Origin of the sequence: Salegentibacter sp. BDJ18, from assembly GCF_017579965.1 — a bacterium.
GTDB lineage: Bacteria > Bacteroidota > Bacteroidia > Flavobacteriales > Flavobacteriaceae > Salegentibacter.
On record NZ_JAFLQX010000018.1, the window covers coordinates 78,948 to 97,568 of the forward strand.

The following is an 18,621-nucleotide window of genomic DNA, read 5'->3' on the forward strand; positions in this document are numbered from 1 at the left end:
TTTATGTCAAATTCAAAGGAAATAGGAGGTTATTTTGAACTTGAACTAAATAATGGGTTTGAGTACCACGGAGATGCTATTGCTTTAAATACGGGAAGAAATGCATTTGAATATATTTTAAAAGTTAATAATTATAATCACATTTATCTTCCTTATTTTACTTGTGATGCAATGATTGAGCCACTTAAAAAGCTAAATATTGATTATGAATTTTACAATATAAACAATCATTTATTACCTGATTTTAATTATGAAAAAGTGAAGAATAACCAAGCTTTTGTCTACAACAATTATTTCGGTTTAGTGGGTAATGACATAGCGGCGATCCGCTCAAAATGTAAAAATATTATTGTAGATAATTCTCAGGCTTTTTTTGCTAGAGCTTTGTTAGATGTGGATACTTTTTATTCTCCCAGAAAGTTTTTTGGAGTGAGCGATGGGGGATATTTATATTCTAAAAGAAAAATTTCCGAATTTTTAAAGCCTGATATTTCATACAATAATATGAAACATTTACTAGGCAGAGTAGATATGGGAGCACAGAAATTTTATAAATTATATCAAAAAAATGAAGCCAGATTAAAGAATCAATCTATAAAGAGAATGTCCGTGTTGACGCAAAATTTATTAAAAAATATTGCTTATGATGATGTCATAAGAATACGGAGATATAATTATAAGTTTTTAGAGAAATATTTAAATAAGATAAATTTATTACAGCTCAATCTGGATAAGAATGCAGTTCCATTAGTTTATCCACTTCTATTGAAAGATGGTCACTCTTTAAAAAGGAAACTCATTCAAAATAAAATATTTATTCCCACTTATTGGCCAAATGTTCTAACGTGGACTAAAGAAAATAGTTTTGAAAAATTTTTAGCCGAAAACTTAGTGTGCTTACCTATTGACCAAAGGTATAATGAGGCTGATATGCAGGTAATAATTGATTTGATAAATAATGAATAAAGTTGCAATTTTTTCAGTACCGCGTTCTGGATCTTCTTGGGTTGGTCAAATATTTAATAGTCATCCTGAAATAATATTTAGATTCCAACCTAATTTTGCCTATAGTTTTAATTATTGCCTGTCGGAGAATGATTCTGAAAAAGATATTAATATTTTTTTTAAAGAACTTTTAAATACAAATGATGCTTTTGTCAAGGGAGTATTAACTATAAGTAGTAAAAAAGGGGTCTCTTTTCATAAAGAGACGCCTAGAACATTAGTATTTAAAGAAACTCACTTTCTCAATGTGATAAATAATTTATTGGCCAATTCTAATATAAAGGTTATTGGTTTGATTCGTTCTCCTTTTGGTGTGATTAACTCCTGGTTAAATATTCCTAAAGAGTTTAGTTCCAATTGGAGCGTTAAGGACGAATGGAATATGGCTGAGAAAAAGAATAAAAAACAACCATCAAATTATTTTGGCTATAAAAAATGGAAAGAAGCCGCTTTTTTATTTTTAAAATTAAAGGATGAATATCCTGAAAGGTTTTACTTACTGGATTACAATATACTCTTAACTGATAAGAAGGCTGAAGTTGAGAAACTTTTTAATTTTTGTGATCTTGAAATGAAAACACAGACTAAAGATTTTTTGAATAAGTCTTCAGAAAAAGATGATGAAGATGCCTATTCCGTTTTTAAGAAAAAGTCTAAAGATGATAAATGGAAAACAGAACTTCCTCAATTTATTATTGACGAGATAAAGGCCGATACAGATTTTCAGGAATTAAATAAAGTTTTTAAGTGGATTTAGAAGAATTTAAACAAAAATTTGAAAATAAACCAGTTGTTGAAGAGCCTAATTCAGTAACTCAAAATCCATTAGTTTCGGTTTGTGTACAGTCTTACCAGCATGCTAAATATATCAAAGAATGTTTAGATGGTATTTTGATGCAGGAAACCAATTTTGAATATGAAATACTTTTAGGTGAAGATGCATCAACCGATGGTACTCGAGAAATTTGTATTCATTATGCTGAAAAATACCCCGATAAAATAAGACTGTTTTTGCACCATAGAGAAAATAACATTGCTATTGAGGGCAGTCCAACGGGCAGGTTTATTTTTATGACTAATTTACTTACAGCTCGAGGTGAGTATATTGCTCTTTGTGAAGGTGATGATTACTGGACAGATCCTTATAAGCTTCAAAAGCAAGTAGATTTTTTAGAATCCAACCCAAGTTATATTATACATAGTGGTAAAGCACAAGTATTAAAAGATAATAATTTAGTAAAAGAAACATATAGTACTTTAGAATCAAAAACTTATGATATTAAAGGGTTTTACACTGTAAATAAAGTATATACCTGTACTGTAATGTTCCGTAACATATCAAGATCTACATTTGAATTTGAATTTAAGTTATTTGGAGATTGGATAAGTTACATATCACTTCTATCCAATAAACCGGGAAATTTGGCGTATGTTTCGAATGAAGTATATGCCGTATATAGAGTTCATAGCGGTGGCGCGATGCAGAGAGTGTCGCAATTATATAAAAATGCTGAGGCACAAATAACGCATATATATGCTATAAATAAATTTATTAAGTGTGAATATTCTGAAAAAGACATTCAACGGATAAACGACTATTGTTTAGTGATTTTTTCACACTACTTAAATATATCGGAATACAAAAAATGCATTAACATATTTTATAAGAACATCGAATTAGTGAAATATCATATTTCAGTAAAAGGTTATCTGTCATTATTATTTAGAAAAATAATACCTAAAAGTTAGGAGTTATGCAAAAATCCAAGAAAATTATTATTGTTCATGGGTATATGGATATGGGGGGTGTTGAAAAGGCTTTATTAGCTCTATTAGACGCTTTAGAGTTTACTGAATTCAGTGTAAAACTTTTATTGTTACGTCCAGGTGGCAAATTGTTTAATGATATTCCAAACTGGGTAGAGGTTGAAGCCCTTAAAGAATATGAAGAATGGAGTTTTCTACTTTCAGAACCTCCATTGAAGACTGCAATTAAGCTACTTAGAGAAGGTAAATTTTCACAATCTTTTCGTGCCATAATTAGAGCTTTGAGAATTAAATTTTCGAAACAGGATTTATGGCATCTTAATTTTAAAGCTTTTTTGAACCAGGTAAAGAACTCTTATGAAGCTGATATAGCAATATCTTTTAGGGGACTTGACATGATAATTCCATATTTTGTTTCTAAAAAAATCAGGGCAAGTAAGAAGTTGATATGGTTTCACGGGGATATTAAACATCACATTTCACCAAATCATAAATTTGCTCATCAATTGTATTCCGAATTTGAAAGGATTTATGGTGTGTCAGAGGATGTTGAAGAGTCTATAATTTCAATGTTCCCAAATTTAAAGGATAAAGTTGAAGTTTTTAGAAACATTGTTCCTGTTGATAGAATTAAAAAGCTAGCAGCGCAGGGAGAATCTTTTAATGATGATTTTTCTGGTTTCAGGTTGTTAACAGTTGGAAGGTTGGATCCATTGAAGGGGCAGGATAGAATCCCTGAAATAGTAAAAATGCTAAAAGACAAAGGATATAATTTCAAATGGTATTTAGTTGGTGACGGGGATCTAGAAAATGATATTAAAGAACAAATAAATAAGCTAGGTATAGAAGATTACTTAATCTTACTGGGAAATAAAATGAATCCCTATCCTTTTATAAAAAATTGTGATATATATGTTGTACCATCAAGAACCGAAGGTGCTTCTATTGTAATGCATGAGGTGAAAATTTTAGAAAAACCAATTATAACTACTTCTGTTGCTAGTGCAAATTTGTTCGTACGTGATGAAGTAGATGGTTTTATTGTATCAAATAATGTGGAGGGTATTTTAAATGGAATTAAAAAACTTCTTGATGACCCTATGCTTATTCAGAAATTCTCTTTTTTTTCCAATTTAGAGAAGAATAACTCTTTTAAGGATGTTGGTAAATTGAGTAATCTATTAAACACTTAAAATATCAAATATGAATGGTATCTTTCATCGATTAAGAATATTACTGTACTTTCTAAAAGAAAACTCTAAACCAAAAGCACAGCCTCCATACCCGATAAGGTCTCAGGGGCAAATTATAAGTAAAGGAAGAGACTCAGTTCAAAATGGTAACTTCGTAGTGAAGGGTAAAGGTGGAGTTTTAGAGATTGGAGGTTTTTGTGCCTTAGGGGCAAATGTAACAGTTATATTATCAAATCATTATTACGATTACCCAGCGATTGAATTTGATTTTTATAAAAAATATTTTGGTAAATATCCTTATAAAATAGAACAGAGAAAGAATATAATAGAAAATGATGTGTGGATCGGAGATAATGTAATTATATTACCTGAGATTACTATTGGAACTGGTGCAATAATTGGTGCGGGTGCAATTGTAACTAAAGATGTTCCGCCCTATGCAATTGTTGGGGGTAATCCTGCTAAAATTTTAAAATATCGTTTTTCAAAGAAAGTAATTGATGAGCTCTTAGAGTCAAAATGGTGGGAATGGGATGACGAAAAAATTGTTCAAAATTCAGATTTTTTTCTTCGAAATTTGAATAAATAAATCCAGAATAGTTTTGAATAAGATTTCAGTTATCGTTCCTATATATAATTCAGAAAAATTTCTGGAAGCTTGTTTAACTAGCTTAGGTAACCAGGTGTATGGAAATCTGGAAGTCATATTAGTAGATGATGGTTCAACAGATAGTAGCTTTAAAATAGCGAAATCTTTTGCAGAAAAAGATGCCCGGTTTAAACTTTTTAAAAAAGAAAACGGTGGTCAAGCATCGGCAAGAAACTTAGGTTTAAATAAAGCGACGGGTGATTTCTTATCCTTTGTGGATTCAGATGACACTGTCTCTCCAGATTTTTTTTCTAAAAATTTAAAACATTTTATTAAAGATCCAGAGCTTGAAATAGTACAGGTTCCTGTTTTTTTTAATTATGGAAATGCTAATGAAAAATTAAAAATTAATTCAGGGAGACAAATAATTACTTCTCAGAAAATATTTAAACATTGGATTGAGTTAGGGGATATTACCTGGATAGTTTGTGATAAAATATTTAAAAAAACACTGCTTGAAAATTTGCGTTTTAATGAAGGGATGCTGTATGAAGATAATTATCTCCTTGTAGATATTTTAAGAAAAAGTAAAAAAATATACCTGTCAGCGCAAGGTATTTACTTTTATCATTATAGACCCGGTTCTACAACACAATCTGCTCATAATTTAAAGAAAGACCTGGATACTCAAAAGGTAAGTTTGCATATTTTTTCAACTTTGTTAGAATATCCTGGTTTGGAAATGGCAAAATTGAAAATTTATATTAGGATTGTAAACGTTTATGTTTCCCAAGCTTTTAATTATAATTATCGTGAATTCAATCAAATTCCTGAAATTTTGTTAAGGTTTTCTTATTCAATTTTTTGGATGGTTAAATTAAACTCTTCAATCAGTGAAAAAGTAAAATTAATTGTAATTAAAATAATTGGGCTAAAAAATTACTTGTTACTTTTTCTTAAGCTTAGGAAGTTAAATTGATGCAATTTTTTCGAATTGCCTATTCTTTGGGGAAAAGATTTTTCAGCTTACTTAAGCATTTTTAGTTTATAACTTTATTATCACGAATTCTTTTAAAATTCATCTCACAAATGAGTAATGATTCGGAAATAACTTTAATAATTCCGGTATTTAATGCAGAAAAGTACATCATTAGATGTCTTGATAGCGTGAAACTTCAAAACTATAAAAATTTTGAAGTCATTTTAATTAATGACGGTTCTACAGATAACTCTGAAAATATCATACTAGATTTTATGAAATCGGATAATAGGTTTCGGTACTTTACTCAAAGCAATGCCGGTCCTTCATCGGCAAGGAACCTTGGGATAAAAGAAGCTAAAGGAAAATACTTAGCTTTTATAGACGCCGATGATTGGTTACGTCCAGATTACCTCGAGAAATTAGTTACCCCAATGCAGAAGCCAATAATCGATCTGGTTTGTGCGGGTTATTATGAGGTAAATCGCGACTATCCAAAAGGTTTAAAATTACATGATTTTCAGCCCGAAGTTTTTACTAAAAGCATTGATAAAAGAAGTTTTCAAGCTAATTTGTTCAACGGCGTTAGCGGGGTGCTCTGGGGTAAATTATTCAGGAAAGAAATTTTCCTGGTAAATAATATTGAGTTCCATCCTAACTTAAGATTGTCAGAAGATTTGCTGGCAGTCATAGAATATTCACTTTACCTTAATAAGGTATTTATTATACCTGATGCAATTTATTTTTATAATCGATTAAATGAAACCGGCTTAAGCCAGGGGATAAGTATAGAAAAATATCATAATCTGAAATGCTTTTTCCGGGAACTAGGGAGATTTAGGGAAGAACTTGATTTTTTGGACCTTGACCTTATTAAATTAAGAAGGAAATATTCTTTTATAATTCAACTTCTTAAAGATCAATCTTCATCAAAAAGGGAATACTATAACACAGCCCAATTTTTAGTGGAGAATGAAAAACCTTTTGACCCCAACATGTTTCCAAAAAAGAAAATCGATAATTTTATACTTAGGAGTATATATAAAGGAAATTATTACAGGTCCTGGATTATAGTGAGACTATTTCAAACCCTAAAGCGAGTTAAAGCTGGATGGAAATTTTTTTAAGAATTTTTTAGTATTTATTCCGGTGGACTAAGCTATTTCTTAAGGGCTTAAAAGAAGATTCCAAACTTAGGTTTTGTACATTTGCAGCTTGAAAACTCCAAGTTATTAGTATTATTAAATTGGGAGATTGAATTAATAGTTTTAACATGAAAAATAAAATTGCCTTACTTACTCTACCGCTTGGACATAATTATGGAGGCATCATTCAGAACTACGCATTACAAAAAGTTCTGTTGGATCTCGGATATGAAGTGGTTACTATAGACAGAAGGGCAGATAACCCGCATTCCAAGATTAAAATCCTGGCCAGTAAATATAAATCCAGTTTCTTTAGGAATATTATACAATCTAAAAACCCTAAATATCTGCCGTATAATACGGTATTTAAACACAATTTAAGTTTTATAAAGGAATATATAAAATTATCGCCTGAACTCGAGTCTACAGAGGCTTTGGCTGCCTATTTTAATAAAGAAAATTTTGATGATGTAATAGTTGGTAGTGATCAGGTTTGGCGACCTAAATATTCTCCTGATATTTTGAATTTTTACCTGGATTTTATAAAAGAGCCTTCAATTAGCAAGCTAGCTTATGCGGCTTCATTTGGCACCGAAGAATGGGAGTATACCAATGAACAAACAAAAAAATGCTCTGAACTGATTAATCAATTTAATGCCATTTCGGTGAGAGAGGATTCAGGGGTTCCAATTTGTGGCGATAAATTTAATAGAGATGATGCAAAACATGTATTGGATCCAACTTTACTTCTAGAAGCAGAAGATTATAGTCAGCTTATAGGGGAGAAACAAAAAAAGTCTGGATTATTTACTTATGTGCTTGATGACTCAAAACTAAAAAAGGACTTTATAAATAATTGTTCAGAATATTTAAATTTAGGAGTAAGCACAAATCAGGCAAAATATCAAACTCATATCTACAAGAGTGGCAAAACTGAGGATTATATCGTTCCACCTCTTGAGGGATGGCTTCAGGGTTTTAGGGATTCAGACTTTGTGATTACAGATTCCTTTCACGGCACCTTATTTTCAATTATTAATCAAAAACCTTTCTTGTCTTTAGCCAACATGGATAGGGGAGCCTCGCGTTTTGAATCTATTTTGAAACAATTGGGTTTAGAAGATCGTTTAGTCTATGATGTCGAAAAATTTGATAAATCTAAATTAAAAAAAGAGATTGATTATGCTGCTGTTAATTTAAAACTGAAATCTTTAAAAGAGCATTCCCTTAATTTTTTAAAAAACAATATATAGTTTATAATAAAGACTAATTCGGCTTTGAAATCAGTGAACCTTTCCAGAGCTCTAATCATATGAAATTTCTATGAATAAAATAAAAAATTCAATAAAAAAAATACTGGGACCTAAGCTATATAATAGTTTCATAAATACTATTATTAATCTACTGGGTATCAGGAAACTTTTTGTTAATACATATGAAGATGCCAAGTTGTTTTATAAACATTCTATGGTGTTTAAGCAAAATACCTTTAACAAAATTGAGTCTAAAATAGTTCTACACTATCATGCTATAGAGAAGGGATTTTTACATAATAATTTTAGATATAGATTTGGAGAGGATCGAATAAGGGACTTGATAAAGCTTTTGTCTATCGATATTGTTAAACAAAACTATAAGAATAGTCAAATAGCAGCTGCCTATTTAGCTATGTGTAAGTATTACGAAAAGCACGAATCTGACAAAGTAGATATATCTGATTTTTTTAGTAGGGAAGATTATGAACTTTTTAAAAAAATGACAACATTAAATATGTGCATAATTCAGGAGAGGGATAATAATACATATTTTAATAATGTTTATCATGATTTTAAAGAATTTTCAGCCTCACGTAAAAGTGTTAGAAATTTCAAAGAAGATAAAATACCTTTAGATACCATTGAAAAGGTAATAGAATTAGCAAAAAACGCACCTTCTGTTTGTAACAGACAGCCTACTAAAGTTTACTATTTAGAAAACAAGGAGAAAATAGATAAGGTCTTAAAAATTCAGGGTGGACTCACCGGGTACACAAAAGAGATAAATCAATTGTTAGTGGTGGTGGCAGATAGAAACTATTTTTACTCCATTGGGGAGAGAAATCAGCTATATATTGATGGAGGATTATTTATTATGAATTTGCTATATGCTTTGCATTACTATAAAATTGCAGCCTGTCCTGCGCATTGGGGGCATCCCATAGAAAAAGATAAACAAATTTTGAAAGTATTGCCTCTATTAGAGTCAGAAAAAGTTCTTTGTGTTGTCCCAATAGGTTTTCCTGCCAATTCCTTTAAAACTACGTTGTCTTTAAGACGGGAAAATGATGAAATTTTGAAAATAGTATAAATTGAATAATTATACACAAAAACCGGGAAAATAGTGCTTGGTACTTAGATTGTATATAGAAATTATAATTAGGAAAAACTATCACTAAAGGAAATCAACTTGAATAAAAGAAATAAAATAAAAATACTTTTTGTCATTGAATCCTTAAGTTTAGCAGGTAGTGAAAAGAGTTTAATAGCCTTACTATCTAATTTAGATTCGGAGATATATGATATTGATTTACAGTTATTTAGTTACGGAGGTGAATTGGAAAATTTAATACCTGATTATGTTAGATTATTATCTCCCTTACCTTATAATGAATTTGCCAAAAAATCATTAATTCAAAATTTGACATCATTTAAAATTAGATATGTATGGGCAAAACTAACCTATACCATAGGTTTGCGAGTTGGAAAGAGAAATGTGTCTGACACTGCAAAACTTTATTGGGGTTCTGTTCAAAAGGCTTTTACTATTAGTGATAAAGAGTACGATATTGCCATTGCATATGCTCAGGGAGTTCCCACCTACTATGTTATTGATAAAATAAAAGCGCAAAAGAAAATTACCTGGGTAAATGCTAACTTACAATTAACCAAACGTAGTTTGTCTTTTGAAAAAAAATACTACAATCAATTTGATTATATTGTTCCTGTTTCTAGAATAAACAGACAACATATTGCAAAAATTCTTCCTTTTCTTACTGAAAAGCTTTGGTTGATTCCAGACATGCTTGATGTTTCAAGTATTTACAAGATGGCTGATATGTTCCAGGCCGATTTTAAAAAGAATACTTTTAAAATATTAACAGTTTCTCGTTTAGAGAAAGGAATGAAGGGGCTTGATATTACCATTGAAGCCTGTAGACTATTAAAGGAAAGTGGAATTGATTTCCATTGGTATATTATAGGTAAAGGTTCTTTTCAGTCTGAAATGCAGGAATTCATTAAATCTAATAAGCTCGCCGGGTGTTTAACACTTTTAGGCACAACCGCCAATCCTTATCCTTATTTTAAAGCGGCTGACTTATACGTGCAAACATCACGTTCAGAAAGTTATGGGATTTCAATTGCCGAAGCTCGATTGTTGAACACCCCCGTAGTAACCACACGTTTTGATACTGTTTATAATCAGATGGTACACGGTAAAAATGGATTGGTAACAGACATGAATCCCGAAGCAGTTGTTTGTGGAATTATAAAAATGATGCAGGATAAAGAATTATACCATTCAATTGTAAATTATTTACGGAAGGAACCTAAAGAGAGTAGCGAAACGATAAAACGTTTTGATTCGATGATTAGCAAATTAATTGCTTCTAACTGAATTTATATTAAAAAATGGATAAAGTTTCAGTAAGCATTTGTTGTTTAACATATAACCATGAGCATTATATAGAAGAATGTTTGAAGGGATTTTTGATGCAACAAACCAACTTCTCTTTTGAGATTCTTATTCATGATGATGCTTCTACCGATAAAACCCTGGAGATTATTACGAAATATGAGAAAAAGCATCCGGACTTATTTAGAGTAGTCAAGCAAAACGTCAATCAATTTTCTCAGGGAATTCAACCTTTTTTTAAGTTTTTGTTTCCGATCGCTAACGGAAAGTATATTGCTTATTGTGAAGGAGACGATTTTTGGACCGATCCTTTAAAGTTGCAGAAACAGGTTGATTTTATGGAAAAAAATGAGCAAATACAAGTTTGCACTACCAGTTATAATATTTTAAGAGGAAATCAATTAATTGAAAGTATAAAAATTCCAAAATTGCAAATTTTTAGTCAATATGATCTCATTTTAAAAAACAGAACCGGTACTTTAACCGGATTAATTAGGAACAATTTTAATATACCGGATTATTTAGCTGAAGCTGCGATAGGAGATTTAAGTTTGTTATTATTTCTTACACGCAACAATGGTAAAATTGCAGTTTTGCCGTTTAATTCAGCGGTATTTCGGGTAAATGAGAAAGGTATATATAGCGGAGCAAGTGTAGATGAAAATTTGCAAAAAGGATTTTCTGATAAAATATTATTTTTAAAGCATAATACCAAAGACCCGTTATTCCTTTTTTACTCTATAATTGGTTATTTTAAAAATTCTTCTATTTATTTTATGAAGGCATTTTTTAAAAATTCTTCTGCTAATTTTCGGTATGCAAAAATTTACCTAAAACAAATTTCAAATTTAGTTCAGGTTTATTTAATGAAATCCAATTAATTAAAAGTGCATGAAACTTCTATTTATTACTAATGGTGTGACCGGGTCGGGAGGTTTGGAGAGGGTGCTGTCTGTAAAGACAAATTTGTTGATAGAAAAGTATGGGTATGAGGTAAGTATAATCTCTTTAAATGAAGAAAATTTATCAGCCTTCTATTCTTTTAATAAAAATATTACTTTTTATAATATTAAAATAAATGATGGCCTTGTAGGGAAAATAAAAGATTATATAGAAGGGCTTCGAAGTATATTTCACGAATTTCAGCCCGATATTATTTCCGTTTGTGACGATGGTGTAAAAGGATTATTTCTACCGTTAATCTTTAAAAAAAATATAAAATTTATATATGAAAGGCATGCTTCGAAGGAAATGAATTTTAAAAATCCAAAAAGTATAAAATCCGGGATTTTTAGCATCTTAATGAACTATGGAGCCGGTCTTTATGATAAGTTTATCGTACTTACCGATTCTAATAAAAAAGAATGGAAAACGAACAATATAATTTCAATTCCAAATCCACTTTCGTTTTATCCATCTCAGGTTTTTCAGGAGAAAGAAGAAAAAAAAGTTATTATGGTTGGTAGCCATAGTTATATAAAAGGTCTTGATAGATTGTTGAATATTTGGGCAAAGGTATATTCACAAAACCCTTCCTGGAATTTAGAGATTTTTGGAAAGATAGACAAGGATAGAACATTTATTCGATTAGCGAATAAGCTAAATTTAAAATCTACGGTAAAATTTTTTGATCCTGTTAATGATATTGAAAGTGAATATTTGCAAGCATCAATTTTCGCTTTAAGCTCCCGATCAGAGGGGTTTGGGATGGTAATTGTTGAAGCCATGGCTTGCGGTTTAGCTTGTATAGCCTATGATTGCCCCAGTGGTCCCAGGGATATTATTACCGATGGCATTGACGGTTTCCTTATTCCTGAAGGGGATGAGCAAGTCTTTATAGAAAAATTACAATTATTAATGAACGATCATAACTTAAGATACAGGATGGGGGAAATGGCTCGAAAGAAGGCACTAAAATATAAGCCGGAGAATATTTTGCCGCAATGGGATAAATTATATAAAAGTCTTTAGTTTGAAAATATTATTTATAACCGATCAACTTTATAAACCCGGCGGAATAGAAAGGGTACTAAGCTTGAAAGCTAATTATATGGCCGCAGAGTATAAATGGGATATTTCAATTTTAACAACTGAACAAAAAGATAAAAAAGCATATTTTGAATTAAACTCGAAAATTAATTTACTAGATATAGATATAAATTATAATAGGGATAAGAGTTACTTTAGCTTTGAAAACTTAAAAAAACTACCTAAACATTTATTTGAACTTCGCAAAACTATAAAGAAAATAAAGCCTGATTATGTTATTTCAGTTAGTTTTGGACTGGATTTTTATTGCTTACCTTTTATAGGTAATTCAGTAAAAAAAATTAAAGAATTTCATTCCAGTCGTTTTTATGATTTTCATCAGAATAGGTCTATAAAACAAAAATGGAAGCTAAAAATTAGGGCTTATATAGAAAATAAATATAACCGATTAATAATATTAAATCCCGGGGAAAAACAATATTATAAAAATAAAAATATAAGTATTATCCCGAATCCCGCTCCTGATTTTAAGGGGGGAGCAGCTAAACTAGATACTAAAAAAGTAATGGCAGCGGGTAGAATTGCACCGGTTAAGGGCTTTGATAAATTAATTGCAGCCTGGCAACTGGTAATTACAAAACATTCGGAATGGACCTTAGATATTTTTGGAGATGATTATTTAGGAACCTCTGAAAAATTAAATGAAATGATTGTTGCGCGTGGTCTGGAAAATTCTGTTCGTTTAATGGGAACTACGCCTGATATTGTGAGTGAAATGAAAAACTATAGTCTTTATTTAATGACCTCTAAAACCGAATGCTTTCCAATGGTTTTACTGGAAGCGATGTCGGTTGGATTACCGGTTGTATCTTTTGACTGTCCAACCGGTCCAAAATATATATTGCTAGAAGAGCAGGCAGAATTGCTGGTGCCAGACCAAGATATTGAAGTATTTGCTAATCAGGTGTCCCGCCTTATAACTAGTAAATCTGCCAGACTTAATTATGGAAAGCAGGCCCAAAAAGTAGCCAAGGAATTTAACCTAGACAGAACCATGGAAATGTGGAAAGACAATTTAGTTAAGTAATATGTTAGTAATTGAGCAGAATTTCTGATTTAATTTCTGAGGGAATGAATATTTTGGCGAAAGATACAGGGATTACTTTTATCGATTTCAGTAATATATATAACCTATGATGGTCATCATTTACCAAAAAACGGAGGTAATGTTTTTACAAAAGACCTTTGTGATGCAATTTTAAAAATAAAATAAAATAGTTGGAACTATTCCCTATACAAATATATACTCCTATTTATTATCAGTTGCTTTTTGCAATTGTATTTATAACTGCTATAAATACTTTTTCAACGAATATTACCACGCCCATTGGAATTAAATTTACAAAAGTTGTTGGGGGTGTCGCAGTAATTTATCTCCTGTTGATAATGGGACTAAGGCCAATAAGCTATTATTTTGGTGATATGGGGACCTATAATAAATATTTTGAAAGGTATCAGTCAGGAGAGGAAGTACTTCAGGTTAAAGATGGATTCTTTTATGCCTTTATGAAGTTTTCTTCTTACTTTATGAACGCTCAATTCTTTTTCTTCCTGTGTGCGACTTTGTATATACTACCCATTTATTTGGCCTGTAAAAAGTGGTTTGCCAATTATTGGGGCTATGGGTTTTTAATGATTATCTCCGTTTTAACCTTTTGGGCTTATGGGACGAATGGAATTAGGAATGGACTGGCCACGTCAATTTTTATTTATGCCCTTTCGAGAGATAAATTATTATTTAAAGCATTATGGATGTTTCTGGCGGTGAATATACATACCTCTATTGTAATTCCAATTTTAGCTTATTTAATTATATACTTCAAAAATAATCCTTCTTTATATTTAAAGATTTGGTTTCTGGCTATTCCTTTATCTTTGGTTGGGGGTGGTTTTTGGGAATCTCTTTTTTTGGGGTTTGGTTTTGAAGAAGATAGAATGCAGTTATACTTAGCAAATGATGAGTTTGCTGAACAATTTTCCCAAACAGGGTTTCGCTGGGATTTTTTGTTATATAGTTCCACCGGGGTTTTTGCTGGATATTACTATATGTTTAAAAAGAAATTTAAGGACAAGAATTATCGGGTAATCTATCAAGTTTTTGTAATTACCAATTCGTTTTGGATCCTGGTTATTAGGGCTGGATTTTCTAATAGATTTGCCTATCTATCCTGGTTTTTATTAGGACTGGTAATAATTTATCCTTTATTAAAGAAAAAATTCTTGATCAATCAGCACAATAAAATAGGTCTTATTATTTCAGCTTCATTTTTGTTTACCTATTTGCTGGAAGTTATACTATGATAAATGAAAAAACTTACAATTTTTACTCCTACATATAATCGTATAAAATTACTACCCAGACTTTATGAAAGTTTAAAAGCTCAAAGTTCAAAAGAATTTATATGGTTGATAATCGACGATGGCTCAACTGACGGTACAAATGAACTTGTAAAAGAATGGCAGAAAGAAAATTTTATTGAAATACAATACGAATTCAAGCAAAATGGCGGGATGCATACAGCGCATAATCTGGCATACGATAAAATAAAAACAGAATTAAATGTATGTATAGACAGCGATGATTATATGCCATTTGACGCTATAGAAATTATTGTGAATAAATGGAAAGTTAATGACAATCAAAATATTGCTGGATTAATTGGTCTTGATGCTTTACAAAATGGAGAAATAGTTGGAACCTCAATGCCGCATAATCTGGAAACATCAACACTCCACGAGTTATATTCCCAATATAAAGTTAAAGGAGATAAAAAGATTGTTTTAAGAACTGATATTGTTAATAAGTACCCAAGATATCCTGAATTTGAAAATGAGAGATTGGTACCCCTGGGAATTCTATATCTTATGATTGGGCAATCCTATGAATTTTTGTTAGTCAATAAACCTCTATGTACTGTCGAGTACCAGGCGGATGGCTCTTCTAAAACGATATTACAACAATATCGGAAAAGTCCTCGTGGTTTTGGTTATGCCCGATTAGTTAAGCTAAAATATAGTACCGATTGGTTAGCAAAATTTAAAGATTCATTGCATTTAATTTCCTCTGCATTTTTTTTGAGAGATATTAAATTACCATTCAAGTCACCTTACCCAATTCTTTCATTCCTGTTGCTCCCGGGAGGCCTTCTTTTGAATTTATATATACGATGGAAAACAAAACCTTAAAGATATTGCATGTAATAAATAGCCTGGCAACAGGAGGAGCCGAAAAGTTAATTTTGGACAGCCTTCTTATTTATAAAAGTGAGGGATTAGAGGTTGATCTTTTTTTGTTAAATGGGGTTTCCTCCCCATTTTTAAATGAGCTAGAAAAGAATGATATTAAGATTATAAAATCTAAATATAAGTCGGTTTATAACCCATTGCATATCTTGGAAATATCTCCTTTAATGAAACAGTATGATATGGTTCATGTTCATTTGTTCCCATCATTATACTGGGTTGGTTTGGCAAAGATTTTAAACCGAAATAAAACTTTACTTTTATATACTGAGCATAACACCTCCAATAGGCGCAGGAGCAACTATATACTAAAGATAACAGATAAACTAATTTATAAGGTATATAACAAGATAATTACCATATCTCCAGAAGTAGATAAGAATTTACAGGATTATCTTAAATTTTCAAAACATAATTTTCAATTAATACCAAATGGTGTAAACCTGGAGAAAATTAGATGTGCCAAACCTTTTCGAAAAAACCTTTTACTGGAAAATGATGACGTATGTATTATTCAGGTTTCTAGTTTTCGCCCTCAAAAAGATCAGAATACTTTGGTAAAATCTTTACAATATTTACCAGAAAATTTCAAAGTATTATTAGTGGGTGATGGTCCTCTCAGAAGTGAAATAGAAGAAAATGTAAGGAAATACAAATTAGAAAAACGAGTAATATTCTTAGGTATCCGGAGTGATATACCGCAGTTATTGAAAATGGCTGATTTAGTGGTATTGTCTTCTTTTTACGAAGGACTCTCTTTATCAAGTATCGAGGGCATGGCTAGCGGAAAACCCTTTCTGGCGTCAGATGTGCCAGGCTTACATAATATAGTTAATGGGGCAGGGATATTGTTTCCGCAAGGAGATTCAAAAACGCTAAGTGAAGAGATTTTAAAGCTAATTAATGATGAAGTTTATTATAAAACTATCTCAGAACGTGTTGTTGAAAGAGCGAGTAATTTTGATATAAAATTAATGGTTGAAAATTATATTCAAATTTATGAGGAGTTAGTTGAGTCTAACTTTTAGCTAAAGATATTTTCCATTAATATCCTTATAACTTAGCTTGTGAATTTTTGTAGCAGGTTCAGAAAATACAGCATGATCGGGAGTGTTTGATGTAATTTTACTATTCATACCTATTATATTAAAACTTCCTATTTTAATTTTAGGCTTGATAGTAGCATTTAGGCCGATAAAAGTGTTTTTTCCAACTTGTACTTCGGCACCAAGTAAACATACGCTTAATAACGAATTTTTACCAATTTTAGAATGATGTCCTATATTTGCTGCAATAATAAAAGTATTGTTTCCTATCTCTACAAAAGGTTGAATGCCTGTTTTTTCTCCAATGTAGACATTATCCCCTGTCTTTAAGTTTTTGGGGTATATTGCAGAGGAGGCAATATAAGTTGCAAGGGTGTAGCCCTTTTTTAAAGCTGATCTATAGATACGCTCTCTTACCCTATCATCGCCAACAGTAATAAACAGTTCGTATTCATCGGGATTAAATTTTTTTTCTAGATCGTCAAAATTTACTAATGGAAACTCATGATCGGTTTTTGGGATTTTAGAAATATAGGTTTCTTCAACGCATTGGGCAACAACTTTATAACTACTGTCATGCATGAAAGAATAGATAATGAAATCAGCAAATTTACCAACTCCATATATAACTAGCTTTTTACTTTTTTTCATTTTTGGGTCGATTTATTGTCGCAAATATAAAATTTATAAACCTTGTGATTATATCTTTAACAATTTATAAATTAAATTTAGTTTTGTATCCGCAAAAGATTCTTATGCCCAAAAAACTCATCCGCATAACCACAATTCCTCTTTCCCTGGAAAAACTGCTGGAAGGTCAGCTCACCTATATGAACCAATATTATGAGGTTACCGCAGTCGCCGCTGAAAGGGAACGTCTGGAAAAGTATGGAGAAAAAAATAAAGTAAATACTTTCTGGGTGGAGATGACCAGGGCCATTACCCCAATACAAGATCTTAGAGCCGTTTGGAAGCTTTATAAATTTTTTAAAAAGGAAAAGCCGGAAATTGTTCATACGCACACCCCAAAGGCGGGGATTGTGGGGATGTTAGCGGCAAAAATAGCAGGAGTGCCTATTAGGTTACACACCGTTGCTGGATTGCCACTAATGGAAACCAGTGGAAATAAGCGAAAGCTTTTAGATCTGGTTGAGAAATTCACCTATAAATTAGCGACGAGAGTTTATCCAAATTCCAGGGGCTTAAAAGATATTATTTTAAAAGAAGGTTTTGCTACAGAAGATAAACTAAAAGTGCTGGGAAAAGGAAGCTCCAACGGAATTGACACCAGGTATTTTGATCCTTTTCAATTTGATGCAACCCAGAAAAAAAATAAAAGAGAATCCCTAGGTATTCCTCATGATGATTTCATCTTTATTTTTATTGGGAGATTGGTTAGTGAAAAAGGCATAAACGAACTAGTAGAAGCTTTCTATAACCTTCAGGCTGAAAATCAAAATATTTCCCTGCTTTTGGTGGGGCCTTTTGAAAAAGAATTGGATCCTTTAAAAGAAAAAACTTTCAAAACTATTCAACTACACGAAAAGATATTCACTACGGGTTACCAGGAAGATGTTCGGCCTTATTTAGCTGTCTCAAACGCATTGACATTTCCCAGTTATCGGGAAGGTTTTCCTAATGTGGTCATGCAGGCTGGAGCTATGAACCTTCCGGCAATAGTAAGTAATATTAATGGTTGTAATGAAATTATAGTTGATGGAATTAACGGAGTGATTATACCTGTTAAAGATACTTTAGCCTTAATTACTGCTATGAAGTTAATTGTAGAAAATAAAAATTATACCGAAAGATTATCTTCAAATGCCCGTGATGAAATTTGTAAATATTACGAACGAACGGAATTTTGGCAAATACTGTTAAAGGAATACAAAAGCTTAGAACGGGAGTATATAAAATCTTAATTTTGGCCAGG

18 protein-coding genes are annotated in these 18,621 nt (G+C 31.3%); 17 read left to right on the forward strand and 1 reads right to left on the reverse strand.

Going from position 1 to position 18,621, the window contains the following annotated elements; translation table 11 throughout:
* The first annotated feature begins 3 nt into the window (after positions 1–3).
* From J0871_RS10255 to J0871_RS10330, 16 genes are all read left to right on the forward strand, one after another.
* Positions 4–966, forward strand: coding sequence for a hypothetical protein (locus tag J0871_RS10255; RefSeq protein WP_208225136.1), 963 nt, complete (start codon positions 4–6; stop codon positions 964–966).
* Positions 959–1,762 (forward strand): sulfotransferase domain-containing protein, encoded by an 804-nt coding sequence (locus J0871_RS10260; RefSeq protein ID WP_208225137.1) that lies wholly within the window; start codon positions 959–961, stop codon positions 1,760–1,762. The genes J0871_RS10255 and J0871_RS10260 overlap by 8 nt, the downstream gene beginning before the upstream one ends.
* Entirely contained in the window at positions 1,753–2,754 is a 1,002-nt protein-coding gene (locus tag J0871_RS10265) for a glycosyltransferase (protein WP_208225138.1), read from the forward strand. The genes J0871_RS10260 and J0871_RS10265 overlap by 10 nt, the downstream gene beginning before the upstream one ends.
* A 5-nt stretch (positions 2,755–2,759) precedes the next feature.
* Positions 2,760–3,965, forward strand: coding sequence for a glycosyltransferase (locus J0871_RS10270; RefSeq protein ID WP_208225139.1), 1,206 nt, complete (start codon positions 2,760–2,762; stop codon positions 3,963–3,965).
* Between the two features lie 10 nt (positions 3,966–3,975).
* Complete coding sequence (locus tag J0871_RS10275) at positions 3,976–4,554, forward strand: CatB-related O-acetyltransferase (RefSeq protein ID WP_208225140.1); 579 nt, start codon at positions 3,976–3,978, stop codon at positions 4,552–4,554.
* Between the two features lie 13 nt (positions 4,555–4,567).
* Positions 4,568–5,533 carry a glycosyltransferase family 2 protein gene (locus J0871_RS10280; protein WP_208225141.1) on the forward strand — a complete coding sequence of 322 codons (966 nt, stop codon included), beginning with the start codon at positions 4,568–4,570 and terminating at the stop codon, positions 5,531–5,533.
* Between the two features lie 110 nt (positions 5,534–5,643).
* Complete coding sequence (locus J0871_RS10285; protein WP_208225142.1) at positions 5,644–6,660, forward strand: glycosyltransferase family 2 protein; 1,017 nt, start codon at positions 5,644–5,646, stop codon at positions 6,658–6,660.
* A gap of 146 nt (positions 6,661–6,806) precedes the next feature.
* Complete coding sequence (locus J0871_RS10290) at positions 6,807–7,931, forward strand: polysaccharide pyruvyl transferase family protein (protein WP_208225143.1); 1,125 nt, start codon at positions 6,807–6,809, stop codon at positions 7,929–7,931.
* 70 nt (positions 7,932–8,001) lie between these two features.
* Positions 8,002–9,024, forward strand: coding sequence for a nitroreductase family protein (locus J0871_RS10295; RefSeq protein WP_208225144.1), 1,023 nt, complete (start codon positions 8,002–8,004; stop codon positions 9,022–9,024).
* Between the two features lie 99 nt (positions 9,025–9,123).
* A complete protein-coding gene (locus J0871_RS10300; RefSeq protein ID WP_208225145.1) occupies positions 9,124–10,332 on the forward strand; it encodes a glycosyltransferase in 1,209 nt (402 codons plus the stop codon).
* A gap of 14 nt (positions 10,333–10,346) precedes the next feature.
* Positions 10,347–11,231, forward strand: a complete 885-nt coding sequence (locus J0871_RS10305; RefSeq protein WP_208225146.1) for a glycosyltransferase — start codon at positions 10,347–10,349, stop codon at positions 11,229–11,231.
* Positions 11,232–11,241: 10 nt separating this feature from the next.
* Positions 11,242–12,321 (forward strand): glycosyltransferase family 4 protein, encoded by a 1,080-nt coding sequence (locus J0871_RS10310; RefSeq protein ID WP_208225147.1) that lies wholly within the window; start codon positions 11,242–11,244, stop codon positions 12,319–12,321.
* 1 nt (position 12,322) lies between these two features.
* Complete coding sequence (locus J0871_RS10315; protein WP_208225148.1) at positions 12,323–13,426, forward strand: glycosyltransferase family 4 protein; 1,104 nt, start codon at positions 12,323–12,325, stop codon at positions 13,424–13,426.
* A 191-nt stretch (positions 13,427–13,617) separates the two neighbouring features.
* Complete coding sequence (locus J0871_RS10320; protein ID WP_208225149.1) at positions 13,618–14,700, forward strand: EpsG family protein; 1,083 nt, start codon at positions 13,618–13,620, stop codon at positions 14,698–14,700.
* A 3-nt stretch (positions 14,701–14,703) separates the two neighbouring features.
* Entirely contained in the window at positions 14,704–15,585 is an 882-nt protein-coding gene (locus tag J0871_RS10325; protein WP_208225150.1) for a glycosyltransferase family A protein, read from the forward strand.
* The gene (locus J0871_RS10330) at positions 15,567–16,670 is read left to right on the forward strand and encodes a glycosyltransferase (protein ID WP_208225151.1); all 1,104 of its coding nucleotides are present in this window, start codon (positions 15,567–15,569) and stop codon (positions 16,668–16,670) included. Before J0871_RS10325 ends, J0871_RS10330 begins: the two co-directional genes overlap by 19 nt.
* Here the strand turns inward: J0871_RS10330 and J0871_RS10335 are convergent, their stop codons facing one another.
* Positions 16,671–17,339: an acetyltransferase gene (locus tag J0871_RS10335; protein WP_208225152.1), complete on the reverse strand. Its 669-nt coding sequence runs from the start codon at positions 17,337–17,339 to the stop codon at positions 16,671–16,673.
* A 104-nt stretch (positions 17,340–17,443) separates the two neighbouring features.
* On the opposite strand from J0871_RS10335, the gene J0871_RS10340 reads away from it, so the two are divergent.
* Positions 17,444–18,610 carry a glycosyltransferase family 4 protein gene (locus tag J0871_RS10340; RefSeq protein WP_208225153.1) on the forward strand — a complete coding sequence of 389 codons (1,167 nt, stop codon included), beginning with the start codon at positions 17,444–17,446 and terminating at the stop codon, positions 18,608–18,610.
* The last annotated feature ends 11 nt before the right edge of the window (positions 18,611–18,621 follow it).